A 13,695-nucleotide genomic window follows, 5' to 3' on the forward strand; every position below is an offset into this window, starting at 1 on the left:
CCGCCCCCTGGTCATCCCGGGGGTGCGGCGGTCCCCGCGCTCAGGCCCTGAGCCTCAGCCCTCGGTACCCGCGGCGCCCGCGGGCGTGGCCGCCCAACTCGCCGGCAGCCCGAGCCGCTCCGCCGTCGCGCTCCCCGGCTCCGGCGTGTAGACCACCAGCAGCTGCTCCGGTTCGCCGGGCATGCGGAGCGTCTCGTACGGGAGCGTGAGCTCGCCCGCGAGCGGGTGGCTGATCCGCTTCACGCCGTGTGTCTTCTCCTGGACCTGGTGGTCGGCCCAGAGCCGGCGGAAGTCCTCGCTGCGCACCGACAACTCGCCGACCAGCGCGCACAGTTGCTTGTCCGGCGCGCGGAGCGCCTCACGGAGCTGGCCGGGAAGATCGGGGCGGACGGGGGCACGGCGCTGGCCGTCGCCGCCGACGTGACCGACCAGGCGTCCGTGGACGCCGCGGCCGAGCAGGTGCACGCGGCCTTCGGCCCGGTCGACCTGGTGGTGAACTCGGCGGGCGTCATGCTGCCCAACCCGATCGCGGCGGGCCGCACCGACGAGTGGCAGCGCATGCTGGACACCAATGTGGCGGGCGCCCTGCGGATCATCCGGGCCTTCACGCCCGACCTCATCGCGTACGCGACGAGCCGCCCCCGCCATGTGAACCTGCGTCGGCTGATCGTCCTGCCGACCCGGCAGGCGTGAGCCCCGGGGGAGCCACGGGGTGGGTCAGTCGTCCCACTCCGACTTCTTCTCGCGGCGGCGGCCGCCGAACAGCGGCAGCGCGCCCGACGCGTGCACCGCGTTCACCCCCACGATGCCGACCCAGGTCACCAGGAGGCCCGGCAGATGGGCGTTGACCGCGGCGATCGCGGAGAGCGGGATGGCGAGGATCAGGGAGACCAGGCCGAAGCCGAAGCGCTCACCCCAGCCGTCGGTCGGCTGCGGTGAGCGGGCGCCGCGCGCGACGACCATCTGCTGCTCGGCGAGCTGGCGCCGCACGCGCCGGTCGACGGTGGTGTCGATGCGCTGCTCGACCTTTTCCAGGAACGAGTCGACCAGCGCCGACTCGTACTCGTCGCCGAGCTCTCTGCGGGCGTGCAGAGCGGCGTCGAGTTCCTTCTTGAGCTCGGCGGAGTCAGCGGAGTCATGGGCAGCTTCCATGGTTCCCACGGTACGGAGCCGGGGCGCCGTCGGCAGTGGGGCTAACCCCCCCTTTCGTGGCGGGGCCCACCCCCCGGGGTCACCCCTGAAGCGGGCCCTCACGGCAGCAGCCGCACCCGCCCGGAGTCGAGGTCGCAGCGGGCGGCGGCCACCGTGGCGGGCCGTAGCGCGGGGTCGCGGCGCAGGGTGTCCCGCACCCGGGTGGTGTGGGCCGTGAGGGTGTGCTCGGCCCAGTCGCCGGGCAGCCCGCGGCAGGAGCGGGCCGCCGGGGCGATCGCGTCGACGAGGTGGCGCAGATGGCCCGGCATCGCGGCGCCCGTGCGCAGCCGGGCGAGGGTCGCGGCGACGGCGCCGCAGCGCTCGTGGCCGAGGACGAGCACCAGCGGGATGTCCAGCTCGGCGGTCCCGTACTGGATGGAGCCGAGCACCGCCTCGTCCAGGCACGCCCCGGCCGTCCGGACGCAGAGCAGATCGCCGGGCCCCTGGTCGAAGACCAGCTCCGGCGCCGCGCGCGAGTCGATGCAGCCGACGACGACCGCGAGGGGGTGCTGGCCGTCGGCGAGCGCGTGGCGCACGGCGCGACCCTCGTGCGGATGGCGTGAACGCCCGGTCGCATAGCGGCGGTTGCCCGCGAGCAGGACGTCGAGGGCGGCGGAGGCGGGGGTGGAAGCCGTACGCGGGACAGCGGCGGACGGTGCGTACGGGGTGGTGGCAGAGGTCGTGTGCGGGGCGGTGGCAGAGGTCGTGCGTGGGGCGTCGGCGGAAGCCGTGGCCGGGGCGGCGGGAGAGGCCGTCCGGGCGCGGGCCGAAGTCGCGCGCTGCGCCGTGGCGGACGTCGTGCGCGGGGTGTCGGCAGAAGTCGTGTGCGAGGTGGCGGCAGTAGTCGGCGTCGGCCGGATGGCGAGTGCGGCGGTGGCCGCGGTCAGAAAGGCCCTGCGGTTCGGCACGCACTCACCGTACGGACGAGTCCGTCACTCTCGGTGGCTGTTGGGCGGCCCTTGGCCGATTCGTCGTCGGATCATCGCTCGCCCGAGACCGGTTCTTGATCGGCAGCCGGGGCGTGCGCCGTCTGTGCCGGTATGTGCGCCGTGTTCCGCCCGGCGAGCGCCCAGTAGAGGAGCGCCGGGACCGCGAGGCCGACGATCCAGGAGATGTCCGCGCCGCCGAGCGGGTCCACCAGCGGGCCGGTGTAGAAGTGCGTGGCGAGGAAGGGGAGTTGGGCGAGGAGGCCGACCGCGTAGACGACGAGGGCGTCCCACCGCCACGCTCCGTAGCGGCCGTGCGGGTCGGAGAGGGCCGGGATGTCGTAGCGCTCGCGGGAGATCAGGTAGTAGTCGACCAGGTTGATCGCCGACCACGGCGTGAAGAAGGTCAGCAGGAACAGCAGGAAGTCCTTGAACGAGCTCAGGAAGCTGTCCTTGCCGAGCAGCGCGACCGCCGTGCCCGCCACCATGATCACCGCGATGTACGCGGCCCGGCCGCGCGGCGAGAGCGCCCGCTGGCCCCGGAAGCCGCTGATGCTCGTCACCATCGACATGAAGCCGCCGTACGTGTTGAGCACGTTGATGGTGAGCTTGCCGAGCGCGATCACGAAGTAGAGGAAGGCGGCGACCAGCCCTGTGCTGCTGCCGCTGAGCCCGACCACGTACCCGACCTGGTTGGCGAGGAAGGCGTCCCCGGCGCTCGCCGCGACCAGCACGCCGAAGGTCATCGACCACTGCGAGCCGAGCGCCGAGCCCGACAGGGTCCACCAGAAGGTGGCCTTCGCCGAGGTGGAGCGCGGCAGATAGCGCGAGTAGTCCGCCACGTACGGGCCGAAGGCGAGCTGCCAGGACGCGGAGAGGGAGACGGCGAGCAGGAACACCGGCAGGTCGAAGTGGGCGTCGTGGAGGAGGGCCGAGAGGTCCACGCGGTCGAGGAGGCGGATGCCGAGGTAGACGAAGGCGAGCGCGCAGATCACGCTCGCGACCCGGCCCAGCGCATGGATGACGCGGTAGCCGACGGCCGCCATCACGGCCGTGACGACGGCGAAGATCACGATGCCGGTGGTGTGGTTCGTGTGCGTCAGCTCGGCGGTGGCCTGCCCGGCGAGCACGCTGCCGCTGGCGAAGAAGCCGACGTACATGAGGATGACGAGCAGCAGCGGCACGACGGCGCCGCGCACCCCGAACTGGGCCCGGGACTGGATCATTTGGGGCAGCCCGAGCTTCGGTCCCTGCGCCGAGTGCAGGGCCATCACGGCGCCGCCCAGGACGTTGCCGATGACCAGGCCGACGACCGACCACACCACGTCGCCGCCGAAGACGACGGCGAGGGCGCCCGTGACGACCGCGGTGATCTGGAGGTTGGCGCCGAGCCAGAGCGTGAACTGGCTGAACGCGGTGCCGTGCCGTTCGTCGTCCGGGACGACGTCGATGGAGCGGCGCTCCACCAGGTCTTCTGCCGCCATGCGCCCAGGCACCCCCTGCCGCTCACGGGCTCGGAGGGGAGTCCCCTTGCCCGGCTGTATATCGTCATGCAGAGTTCTTGGTGGCTGAATAGATTGTCAATGGGCGTGCGTAAATCGCCGGTAACAGATGCCCGGTGGGCACGATGCGTTGTCCGACAGAGGAGGGAATGTCCATCATGATCGTTGTCCTGGACGGCCGCGGCCTCCCCGTCGCCGACGTCGTGCGCCTCGCCGACTCGGCCGCCCGCCCGGTCCCCGGCACCGCCGCGATGAAGCGCGCCGAGACGTCCTGGAACGCCGCGCGCGAGATCGCCGCATGGGGCCGCGTCTACGGCCGCTCCACCGGGGTCGGCGCCAACCGCACCGAGGACGTGCCCACCGAGGCCGCCGCCGGCCACGGCCTGCGCCTGCTGCGCTCGCACGCCGGGGCGGTCGGCGCCGAGCTGCCCGCCCGCGAGGTCCGCGCGATGCTCGCGGTCCGCGCCAACCAGCTGCTCGCGGGCGGCGCGGGCCTGCGCCCCACCGTCGTCACGGCCCTCTGCGAGGCCCTGGAGACCGGCGCCCACCCGCGCGTCAACGAATTCGGCTCCGTCGGCACGGGGGACATCGCCGCCCTCGCCCAGCTGGGCCTGGCCCTCGCCGGCGAACACCCCTGGCAGGGCGCGGGCACCCCGCCGCGGCCCCAACCCCTCGACAACAACGACGCGTTGGCGCTCATCAGCTCCAACGCCCTCACCCTCGGCCAGTCCGCGCTCGCCCTGCACGAGCTGCGCGGCCTGATCGCCGCGACGCAGGTCGTCGCCGCGCTCTCGCTGCTCGCCGTCGACGGCTCGTACGAGGCGTACGCGCTGCCCGTGCACGAGGCCCGGCGGCACCCCGGCTCCTACGCGGTCGCCGAGCGCATGCGCCGCCTCCTCGGCGCCCCCGACCGGCCGACCCCGCCGCTGGGCCGGATCCAGGACCCGTACGGCTTCCGCTGCGTCCCGCAGATCCACGGGCCCGCACAGGACGCGGCGAGCGCCCTGGAGGACGTCCTCACCGTGGAGATCAACGCGGCCGCCGAGAACCCCCTGATCTCCCCGGACGACATGGCGGCCTACCACCACGGCGGCTTCTACCTCGCCCAACTCGCCCTGGCCCTGGACCACTTCCGGCTCGCGGTGACCCAGGCGGCCCGCCTGTCGACCTCCCGCCTCTCCACCCTGAACGAACCCGCCTACACCCGCCTGCGGCCCTTCCTCGCGGACGGCGAACCGGCGTCGTCCGGCGTGATGATCCTGGAGTACGCGGCCGGGGCGGCCCTCGGTGACCTGCGCGCCTTCTCGGCGCCCGCGTCCCTCGGCCACGCGGTGCTCTCGCGCGGCGTCGAGGAGCAGGCCAGCTTCGCCTCGCTCGCGGCCCGCCAGACGCTGCGGGCGTGCGGCGCGTACCGCCTGGTGGTGGGGTGCGAACTCGTAGCCGCCGTACGGGCGTTGCGGATGCGGGAGCTGCGTCCGGAGGCGGGCCTGCCGGTGGCGCGGGCCCTGGACATCGCCGAGTCGGCCCTGGGCGCGGAGATCGCGGACCGCCCGCTGACGGATGATGTGACGGCCGCCGCGGAGGTCCTCGACCGGTTCACGGAGCTGTGGGCCTCGGCGGCGGACGGGAACGCCTCAGGGGCGGACAGCACCATGGACTTCGGCTCGGATTCGGCAGTAAGGGGAACGGCATGAGCGACAGCCCTGCCGCGCGACTGCAAGTGCTCTTCGAGGGGCACCGCCTCACACCCACGCAGCGGCGCATCGCCCACTGCATGGTGCGGCGCGCCGCCGACGTCCCCTTCCTCTCCAGCGTCGAGCTGGCCGAGCTCGCCGGGGTGAGCCAGCCGTCGGTGACCCGCTTCGCGGTCGCCCTCGGCTTCGACGGCTACCCCGCGCTCCGCCGCCACCTGCGGGACGTGGCGCCCGCCGGGCCCGCGGCGGCGGCCACGGCCAACGAGTACCAGCAGGCCGTCGAGGCGGAGATCGAGAACCTCCGCCACCTCGCCGAACTCCTCGCGGACACCGGCCCGGTGGAGCGCGCCGGGCAGCTGATCGCGGCGTCCCGGCCGCTCCCCGTCCTCGGCCTGCGCGCGGCGGCCTCCCAGGCGTACGGCTTCTCCTACTTCGCCGCCAAGGTCCACCCCGACGTGCGGCTGCTCAACGAGAGCGGCTCGATGCTGACCGACCGCATCGACGGCGCGGTGCGGGCGGGGGCCACGGCCCTGCTGTGCTTCGCGCTGCCGCGCCACCCGAAGGAGGTCGTGGACGCGCTCGGGTACGCGCGGGAGGCGGGGCTCACGGTGGTGACCGTGGCGGACTCGGCGTTCGCCCCGGTGGCGAAGGTGTCGGACCTGCTGCTCCCCGCCGCCGTGGGGACCGGGCTCGCCTTCGACACGGCGTGCGCCCCGATGCTGCTGGGGCGGGTGCTGCTGGAGGCGATGTGCGACGGACTGCCGGACGCGCAGGCGCGGTTGGAGGAGTTCGATGCGGGGGCGGCTGCGCGGGGCTTGTTCGTGGAGTGACTTTCCCCGAGCCCGCCGCTTCCCGAGACCGCTCCCGCGGCCCTGGGGCTCCCTTCCTGGGGCTTTGCCCCTAGACCCCCTTTTCGGTTGGACGGCCTCGTCCTCAATCGCCGGACGGGCTTGAACGGCCCCGTAGCACCAGCCTGTTGACCGCCCACAGTCCCACCCCGATCGCGATCAGCACCCCCGCCCGGACGTAGACCTCGGCCGGGCGGTCCGCCAGCGGGCTCGCCAGGATCAGGGCCGTGATCGCGCCGAGCACCGGAAGCGCCGTCGGGGCGCGGAAGTGCCGGTGCTCCACCGGGTCGCGGCGCAGCACCAGGACCGCGACGTTGACCACCGCGAACACGCACAGGAGCAGGAACGCCGTGGTGTCGCCGAGGCCCTCGATCTCGCCCGTCGACACCAGGCCGATCGCCAGCAGCGAGACGAACACGATGCCCACGACCGGGGTGCGGCGGCCGGACAGGACGCGGCCCATCGCGCGCGGCAGGATGCGTTCGCCCGCCATGCCGTAGCAGAGCCGCGAGGCCATCATGATGTTGATCAGCGCCGAGTTGGTGACCGCGAACAGGGCGATCACGGCGAAGAGTTTGTGCGGGAAGTCGACGCCACCCGCCTTCACGACCTCCAGGAGCGGGCCGCTCGAACCCTCCAGGGTCCTGGAGTCGACCAGCAGGGACGAGACCAGGGCCACCAGGACGTAGATCGTGCCGGTGACGGCGACCCCGATGAAGATGGCACGCGGGAACGTGCGCACCGGGTCCTTGGTCTCCTCGGCCATGTTCACCGAGTCCTCGAACCCGACGAAGGCGAAGAAGCCGAGCGCCGTCGCCCCCAACACCCCGGTCATCAGGGCGTATCCGGTGCCGCCCCCTGACTCGAACTCGGTGAGCCGCGACGGCTCGCCGTCGCCCGTCAGGACCGCGTACGCGCCGATCGAGAGGATGATCAGGAGGCCGGTCAGCTCGACGAGGGTGAGCACCACGTTCGTCTTCACGGACTCCGAGACGCCGCGCATGTTCAGCGCCGCGAGCAGCACGATGAAGGTGATCGCGATCAGGGTCGGCGGCAGCGCGTCGTCCGTCAGCTCACCGAGGTAGTCGCCGCTGAAGGCGCGGGCCGCCGCGCTCGCGGACGAGAGCCCCGAGCACATCACCATGAAGGCGATGATGAAGGTCAGGAACGGCGTCTTGAACGCCTTCTGCGTGTAGAGCGCGGCCCCGGCGGCCTTCGGGTACTTGCCGACCAGTTCGACGTACGACGCGGCCGTCAGGATCGCCACGACGAACCCGATCGCGAACGGCACCCACAGCGCGCCGCCGACCTTCCCCGCGACCTTGCCGGTGGTGGCGTAGATGCCGGTGCCGAGGATGTCGCCGACCACGAAGAGGATCAGCAGCTTGGGGCCGATGGCGCGGTGCAGCGCGGGTTCTGCCACGGGCGGTGGTGCGGTGGTGGGCGTGTCCGACGCGGTCACAGGAGCCTCCCCCGACTAGGTGCCTGGAGGGGGAGGATTGCCCGTGATCCAGGTCACCATGCGGGAGTTGAGGAACTTCAGAGCCTGAGAGGGCGGCGCAGCCGGGGGGGGGCTCAGAGGCGGCGCAGGGCGTTCTTGTCCGTGCCGCCGCCCGACTCCGCCACGATCTCGTCGAGCGTCTGCGCCGCCCGTACGACCGCGAACTTCGCCGCGCCCCCCGGCTCCGCCGTGAACCCGTAGATACCCGGCCGGGCAAGGCTGTTGTACGAGTAGTGGTGCGCGAAGTAGTACGCGCCGGTGTCCAGCGCGGCGACGTAGTCGCCCTGTTCGAGGACCGGCAGCGGGCGGTTCTCCGCCAGCAGGTCGCCCGCGAAGCACGCGGGCCCCGCCACGTCCTGCCCCACCGCCGCCCCGCTCTTGGGGCGCCCCGACGCGTCGTACGCGGCGACGCGCAGCGGCCACGCCTCGGGCGCGTACACGGTGCGCGCCGCCACCTGCACGCCCGCGTGCGTCACCGCGATGCGGCGGCCGCCCGCCTCCTTCGCGTACTCGACGCGCGCAAGGACCGTGCCGTGCTTGGCGAGGAGCGAGCGCCCGAACTCGGTGACCAGGCCGTACCGCCCGTCGAGCAGCCCCGGCACCCGGGACTTGAGGCGGCGCGCGTACTGCGCGAACGTCGGACTCTCCTCGTCCGAACCGAAGTTGACGGGCAGACCGCCGCCGATGTCGACGGTGTCGACCTGGCGCCGTCCGGCCCGCTCGTTGATCTCCTCGGCCAGTTCGTAGGTGGCGGCGACGCCCCGCACCATCTTCTCCAGGGGCATGCCCTGCGACCCCGAGTGCGCGTGCAGCCGGGTCAGCCACGGCCGGTCCAGGTAGGCCCGCACGACCCACTCGCGCGCCCCCTCGTCCCGCAGCGGCACCCCGAACTTCGAGGTCTCCGTCGCGGTGGACAGGGCGCCGATCGAGCCGCCCCCGATCTGCGGGTTCACGCGCAGGCCGAGCGGGGAGCGGCTGGGCGCCGACTGGACCAGGGCGTCGATGCGGGCCAGCTCCTGCGGGTTGTCCGCGTTCACGGCGATGCCGAGGGCGAGGGCCTCGCGCAGCTCGGCGGGGGTCTTGGCGGGGGAGTCCAGGACGGTGCGGGCCGGGGGCACGCCGGCCGCCCGCGCCAGGGCCAGCTCGCCGGGGCTCGCCACCTCGGCGCCGATCCCGGCGTCGCGCAGCAGCCGCAGGACGGGGACCAGCGGGGTGGCCTTCACGGCGAAGGCGTGCAGCACCGGCGTCCCGGGCGCGACGACCTCGTCGAAGGCGGCGCGCAGGGCGGCGGCGCCGGACCGGATCCCGGTGACGTCGAGCAGCCCCACGAGGGGGACGGCGGGCCCGACGAGCCCCTGCTCCACGGCGGCGCGGACGGCCTGGTCGCGCCGGGCGGCGAGGTCCGGAAGGGGGGCGTCCGTGGTGGAGGTGTGCCGAGCGAGCTGCTGTGTCATGTCGTCGAGGCCCATGTGGTCCAGACAACCATTCGAAGGCCGAGCCCGCCGTCCGTATCCATTGACTAGCCCTATTCACTCCACCAGGATGTGAATAACAAGGTCACAGTCGTGGTGACAGTCGCAGCGAGGAGGCACCCCATGTCAGGACCCCGCCCCGTACGAGCCCCGCGCGGTACGGAACTGAGCGCCCTGGGATGGCAGCAGGAGGCCGCCCTCCGGATGCTCCAGAACAACCTCGACCCCGAGGTCGCCGAGCACCCCGACAAGCTCGTCGTCTACGGCGGCACCGGCAAGGCGGCCCGCGACTGGCGCTCCTTCGACGCGATGGTGCGCACCCTCAGGACCCTCAAGCAGGACGAGACGATGCTGGTCCAGTCGGGCCGCCCCGTCGGTGTCATGCAGACCCACGAGTGGGCCCCGCGCGTCCTCATCGCCAACTCCAACCTCGTGGGCGACTGGGCCAATTGGGAGGAGTTCCGCCGCCTGGAACAGCTCGGCCTCACCATGTACGGGCAGATGACGGCGGGCTCCTGGATCTACATCGGCACGCAGGGCATCCTCCAGGGCACGTACGAGACGTTCGCGGCCGTGGCGGCGAAGAAGTTCAACGGCACGCTGGCGGGCACGATCACCCTCACGGCCGGGCTCGGCGGCATGGGCGGCGCCCAGCCCCTCGCGGTCACCATGAACGACGGCGTGGCGCTCTGCATCGACTGCGACCCGCGCGCGATCGAGCGCCGCATCGAGCACAAGTACCTGGACGTGAAGGCCGATTCGCTGGAGCACGCGCTGCAGCTCGCGGTCGAGGCGCGGGACGCCCGCCGTCCGCTCTCCATCGGCCTCCTCGGCAACGCGGCGGAGCTGCTGCCGCGCATGCTCGCCGAGTCGGCCCCCATCGACATCGTCACGGACCAGACCTCGGCCCACGACCCGCTCTCCTACCTCCCGCTGGGCGTCGCCTTCGAGGACATGGCGGACGCGGCGGCCAAGGACCCGGCGGGCTTCACGACCCGCGCGCGCGAGTCGATGGCCCGGCACGTCGAGGCGATGGTCGGCTTCATGGACGCGGGCGCCGAGGTCTTCGACTACGGCAACTCGATCCGTGGCGAGGCCCAACTGGCGGGCTACGAGCGGGCGTTCGCCTTCCCCGGCTTCGTCCCCGCCTACATCCGCCCGCTCTTCTGCGAGGGCAAGGGCCCGTTCCGCTGGGCGGCGCTGTCGGGCGAGGCGTCCGACATCCACAAGACCGACAAGGCGATCCTCGACCTCTTCCCGGAGAACGAGTCCCTGCACCGCTGGATCAAGATGGCCGGCGAGCGCGTCCACTTCCAGGGCCTCCCGGCGCGCATCTGCTGGCTCGGCTACGGCGAGCGGGACCGCGCGGGCGAACGCTTCAACGACATGGTGGCGAGCGGCGAGCTGCAGGCTCCCCTCGCGATCGGCCGCGACCACCTCGACTGCGGCTCGGTGGCCTCCCCCTACCGCGAGACGGAGGCCATGCTGGACGGCTCCGACGCGATCGCCGACTGGCCCCTCCTGAACGCGATGGTGAACGTCGCCTCGGGCGCCTCCTGGGTCTCCCTCCACCACGGCGGCGGCGTCGGCATGGGCCGCTCCATCCACGCGGGCCAGGTCTCGGTGGCGGACGGGACGAAGCTGGCGGGCGAGAAGATCCGCCGGGTACTGACGAACGACCCCGGGATGGGCGTGATCCGGCACGTGGACGCGGGGTACGAAGGCGCGGAGGCGGTCGCGGACGAGAAGGGTGTGCGGGTGCCGATGCGCGAGGGTGACGACGCGTGAGTTCTTCGTCAGCCGGTTCAGCAGGTTCAGCCCGTCCGGCGTTTGAGGACGAGGCGCGGAGCGCCGACGGCGGGGCCGGGGGCGGAGCCCCGGATGGCGGGGTCCAGGGGGCGCAGCCCCCGCAAGGCCCGCCCACCTCGGGGTCCGGGGGCATGCCCCCGGTTTCGGGAAGGGGCGGGACCGGGGCACATCCCCCCTCCTTCCAGCAGATGTGGCGCGACCTCCGTCCCCTGGGCCGCAACCCCGAGTCCAAGGGCTACCGCCGCTACGCCTGGACGGCCGCCGACGCCGAGTGCAGGCAGTGGTTCAAGGACCAGGCCGAGTCCCGCGGCCTCACCCACGAGCTGGACCGCAACGGCAACCAGTGGGCCTGGCTCGGCGACCCCACCGCAGGGGACGCCGTGGTCACCGGCTCCCACCTCGACTCCGTCCCCGACGGCGGCGCCTTCGACGGCCCCCTCGGCGTCGTCTCCGCCTTCGCCGCCCTCGACGAACTCCGCGCCCGCGGAGCCGAGTTCACCCGCCCCCTCGCCCTCACCAACTTCGGAGACGAGGAGGGCGCCCGCTTCGGCCTCGCCTGCGTGGGCTCCCGCCTCACCGCGGGGCAGCTCACCCGCGAAGCGGCGTACAGGCTCACGGACGCCGACGGGACGACCCTCCCCGAGGCGATGGAGCGCGCCGGGTACGACCCGGCGGCCATCGGCCCCGACCCCGAACGCCTCGCCCGCATCGGCGCGTTCGTCGAGCTGCACGTGGAACAGGGCAGAGCCCTGGACCTCTCCGGTGACCCCGTCGGCATCGCCTCCGCCATCTGGCCGCACGGCCGCTGGCGGTACGACTTCCGGGGCGAGGCCAACCACGCGGGCACCACCCGCCTGGTCGACCGCCGGGACCCGATGCTGAGCTACGCGGAGACGGTCCTCGCCGCCCGCCGCGAGGCCGAACTCGCGGGCGCGGTGGCCACGTTCGGGAAGATCGCCGTCGAGCCGAACGGCGTCAACGCCATCCCGTCGCTGGTCCGCGGCTGGCTGGACGCGCGCGCCGCCGACCAGTCGGCGCTCGACACGGTGACGGCCGGGATCGAGAAGGCCGCCCGTGAGTACGCGGACCGGCACGGCATCGACCTCGATGTCGTACGGGAGTCCTTCACGCCGGTCGTCGAGTTCGAGCACGCGCTGCGCGACGAACTGGGCGCGATCCTGGGTACCGATCGTCAGCTGTCGGTCCCGGTCCTCGGCACGGGCGCCGGACACGACGCGGGTATTTTGTCCGCCTCCGTTCCCACCGCCATGCTGTTCGTACGGAACCCCACGGGCGTCTCGCACTCCCCGGCGGAGTTCGCCGCCGAGGACGACTGCGTGGCCGGGGTGGCCGCACTCGCCGACGTACTGGAAGGGCTGGCCTGCAGGTGACGACGGAGCAGACGTACTGGCTGGAGCACGCCTGGCTGGACACGAATGTCGAGCCGGGCGTGGCGGTCGAGGTGACCGGCGACCGGATCACGGCGGTCCGCACGGGGGTGGAGGCCCCGCCACCGAACGCCACGGTCCTGCGCGGCCTGACCCTCCCCGGCCTCGCCAACGCCCACAGCCACGCCTTCCACCGCGCGCTGCGCGGCACGGTCCAGGTGGGCTCGGGCACGTTCTGGACGTGGCGCGAGGTCATGTACTCGGTGGCGGACCGCCTCACCCCCGACACGTACCACGCGCTGGCCCGCGCGGTGTACGCGGAGATGGCGCTGGCGGGGATCACGACGGTCGGCGAGTTCCACTACCTGCACCACCAGCCAGGGGGGACCCCTTACGGTGACCCCAACGCGATGGGGGAGGCCCTGATCCGGGCGGCGGCGGACGCGGGCATCCGCATCACCCTCCTGGACACGGCGTACGTGGCCTCCGGCCTCAAGTCCGCGACGCGCGGCGCGGACCCCGACCGCCACCAGCTGCGCTTCTCGGACGGCACGACACAGGCGTGGGCCGAGCGCGCCGAAGGGCTGAAGGACCGCCCGCACGCCCGCATCGGCGCGGCCGTCCACTCCGTACGGGCGGTCCCCGCCGCCCAGTTGGGCACGGTGGTGGAGTGGGCGGAGACCCGCCGCGCCCCCCTGCACGTCCACCTCTCCGAGCAGACGGCGGAGAACGACGCGTGCCAGGCGGTCCACGGCCGCACCCCCACACAGCTCCTCGCCGACCACGGCGTCCTGGGCCCCCGTACGACGGGCGTCCACAACACCCACGTATCGGCCGGGGACATCACCCTCCTCGGCCGCTCCGAGACGGGCACGTGCATGTGCCCGACGACGGAACGCGACCTGGCGGACGGCATCGGCCCCGCGGTGGCCCTCCAGCGCGCGGGCAGCCCCCTCTCCCTGGGCAGCGACAGCCACGCGGTGATCGACATCCTGGAGGAGGCGCGCGCGATGGAGCTGAACGAGCGCCTCCGCTCGCACACGCGCGGCCACTGGACGGCGGCGGCGCTGCTGCGGGCGGCCACGGCGGACGGGCACGCGGCGCTCGGCTGGCAGGACGCGGGCGTCATCGAGGCGGGCGCGCTCGCGGACCTGACGACGGTGGCGCTCGACTCGGTACGGACGGCGGGCCCGGTCCCGCGCCTCGCCGCCGAGGCGGCGGTGTTCGCGGCGACGTCGGCGGACGTCCGGCACACGGTGGTCGGGGGCCGCCATGTCGTACGCGACGGTGAGCACACTCTCGTACCGGACGTACCCGGTGAACTGGCCCGCACGATCGCAGAGTTGAAGGAACAGGGATAACGA

Annotated in this window: 10 protein-coding genes and 2 pseudogenes; 6 read left to right on the forward strand and 6 right to left on the reverse strand. The window is 73.1% G+C overall.

What is annotated here, in order from left to right:
* Positions 1-54: 54 nt before the first annotated feature.
* Positions 55-342: pseudogene (locus tag ACFWYM_RS23055) on the reverse strand (transcriptional regulator); the annotation flags it as partial.
* Here ACFWYM_RS23055 and ACFWYM_RS23060 point away from each other — a divergent pair.
* Positions 265-630: pseudogene (locus ACFWYM_RS23060) on the forward strand (SDR family oxidoreductase); the annotation flags it as partial. The pseudogenes ACFWYM_RS23055 and ACFWYM_RS23060 overlap by 78 nt on opposite strands.
* Before the next feature lie 87 nt (positions 631-717).
* Here the strand turns inward: ACFWYM_RS23060 and ACFWYM_RS23065 are convergent.
* The 3 genes from ACFWYM_RS23065 to ACFWYM_RS23075 all read right to left on the reverse strand — a co-directional run bounded on the left by ACFWYM_RS23065 (position 718) and on the right by ACFWYM_RS23075 (position 3,601).
* Positions 718-1,152 (reverse strand): hypothetical protein, encoded by a 435-nt coding sequence (locus ACFWYM_RS23065; RefSeq protein WP_384840201.1) that lies wholly within the window; start codon positions 1,150-1,152, stop codon positions 718-720.
* Between the two features lie 98 nt (positions 1,153-1,250).
* The gene (locus ACFWYM_RS23070; protein ID WP_384840204.1) at positions 1,251-2,099 is read right to left on the reverse strand and encodes a carbonic anhydrase; all 849 of its coding nucleotides are present in this window, start codon (positions 2,097-2,099) and stop codon (positions 1,251-1,253) included.
* A gap of 71 nt (positions 2,100-2,170) precedes the next feature.
* A complete protein-coding gene (locus tag ACFWYM_RS23075) occupies positions 2,171-3,601 on the reverse strand; it encodes a purine-cytosine permease family protein (RefSeq protein WP_384840207.1) in 1,431 nt (476 codons plus the stop codon).
* 167 nt (positions 3,602-3,768) lie between these two features.
* Here ACFWYM_RS23075 and ACFWYM_RS23080 point away from each other — a divergent pair, with 167 nt between their 5' ends.
* Positions 3,769-5,313 carry an aromatic amino acid ammonia-lyase gene (locus ACFWYM_RS23080; RefSeq protein ID WP_384840210.1) on the forward strand — a complete coding sequence of 515 codons (1,545 nt, stop codon included), beginning with the start codon at positions 3,769-3,771 and terminating at the stop codon, positions 5,311-5,313.
* The gene (locus tag ACFWYM_RS23085; protein ID WP_384840213.1) at positions 5,310-6,143 is read left to right on the forward strand and encodes a MurR/RpiR family transcriptional regulator; all 834 of its coding nucleotides are present in this window, start codon (positions 5,310-5,312) and stop codon (positions 6,141-6,143) included. The genes ACFWYM_RS23080 and ACFWYM_RS23085 overlap by 4 nt, the downstream gene beginning before the upstream one ends.
* A gap of 103 nt (positions 6,144-6,246) precedes the next feature.
* Here ACFWYM_RS23085 and ACFWYM_RS23090 read toward each other — a convergent pair whose 3' ends face one another.
* Complete coding sequence (locus ACFWYM_RS23090) at positions 6,247-7,623, reverse strand: APC family permease (RefSeq protein ID WP_384840216.1); 1,377 nt, start codon at positions 7,621-7,623, stop codon at positions 6,247-6,249.
* A gap of 113 nt (positions 7,624-7,736) precedes the next feature.
* Positions 7,737-9,116, reverse strand: a complete 1,380-nt coding sequence (locus ACFWYM_RS23095) for a diaminopimelate decarboxylase (RefSeq protein WP_384840372.1) — start codon at positions 9,114-9,116, stop codon at positions 7,737-7,739.
* 141 nt (positions 9,117-9,257) lie between these two features.
* Here ACFWYM_RS23095 and hutU point away from each other — a divergent pair, with 141 nt between their 5' ends.
* The 3 genes from hutU to ACFWYM_RS23110 all read left to right on the forward strand — a co-directional run bounded on the left by hutU (position 9,258) and on the right by ACFWYM_RS23110 (position 13,692).
* On the forward strand, positions 9,258-10,922 hold the full coding sequence (gene hutU, locus ACFWYM_RS23100; RefSeq protein WP_384840219.1) for a urocanate hydratase: 1,665 nt from the start codon (positions 9,258-9,260) through the stop codon (positions 10,920-10,922).
* Between the two features lie 152 nt (positions 10,923-11,074).
* A complete protein-coding gene (locus tag ACFWYM_RS23105) occupies positions 11,075-12,334 on the forward strand; it encodes an allantoate amidohydrolase (protein WP_384840222.1) in 1,260 nt (419 codons plus the stop codon).
* Positions 12,331-13,692: a formimidoylglutamate deiminase gene (locus ACFWYM_RS23110; RefSeq protein WP_384840225.1), complete on the forward strand. Its 1,362-nt coding sequence runs from the start codon at positions 12,331-12,333 to the stop codon at positions 13,690-13,692. Before ACFWYM_RS23105 ends, ACFWYM_RS23110 begins: the two co-directional genes overlap by 4 nt.
* Positions 13,693-13,695: the final 3 nt, after the last annotated feature.

Source organism: Streptomyces sp. NPDC059009 (assembly GCF_042740175.1).
Classification (GTDB): domain Bacteria; phylum Actinomycetota; class Actinomycetes; order Streptomycetales; family Streptomycetaceae; genus Streptomyces.

Bases quoted from the DNA above. Each gene is read 5' to 3' on its own strand.
- hutU (WP_384840219.1), top strand. From the start codon at position 9,258: ATGTCAGGACCCCGCCCCGTACGAGCCCCGCGCGGTACGGAACTGAGC.
- ACFWYM_RS23080 (WP_384840210.1), top strand. From the start codon at position 3,769: ATGTCCATCATGATCGTTGTCCTGGACGGCCGCGGCCTCCCCGTCGCC.
- ACFWYM_RS23085 (WP_384840213.1), top strand. From the start codon at position 5,310: ATGAGCGACAGCCCTGCCGCGCGACTGCAAGTGCTCTTCGAGGGGCAC.
- ACFWYM_RS23075 (WP_384840207.1), bottom strand. From the start codon at position 3,601: ATGGCGGCAGAAGACCTGGTGGAGCGCCGCTCCATCGACGTCGTCCCG.
- ACFWYM_RS23095 (WP_384840372.1), bottom strand. From the start codon at position 9,116: ATGACACAGCAGCTCGCTCGGCACACCTCCACCACGGACGCCCCCCTT.
- ACFWYM_RS23105 (WP_384840222.1), top strand. From the start codon at position 11,075: ATGCCCCCGGTTTCGGGAAGGGGCGGGACCGGGGCACATCCCCCCTCC.
- ACFWYM_RS23065 (WP_384840201.1), bottom strand. From the start codon at position 1,152: ATGGAAGCTGCCCATGACTCCGCTGACTCCGCCGAGCTCAAGAAGGAA.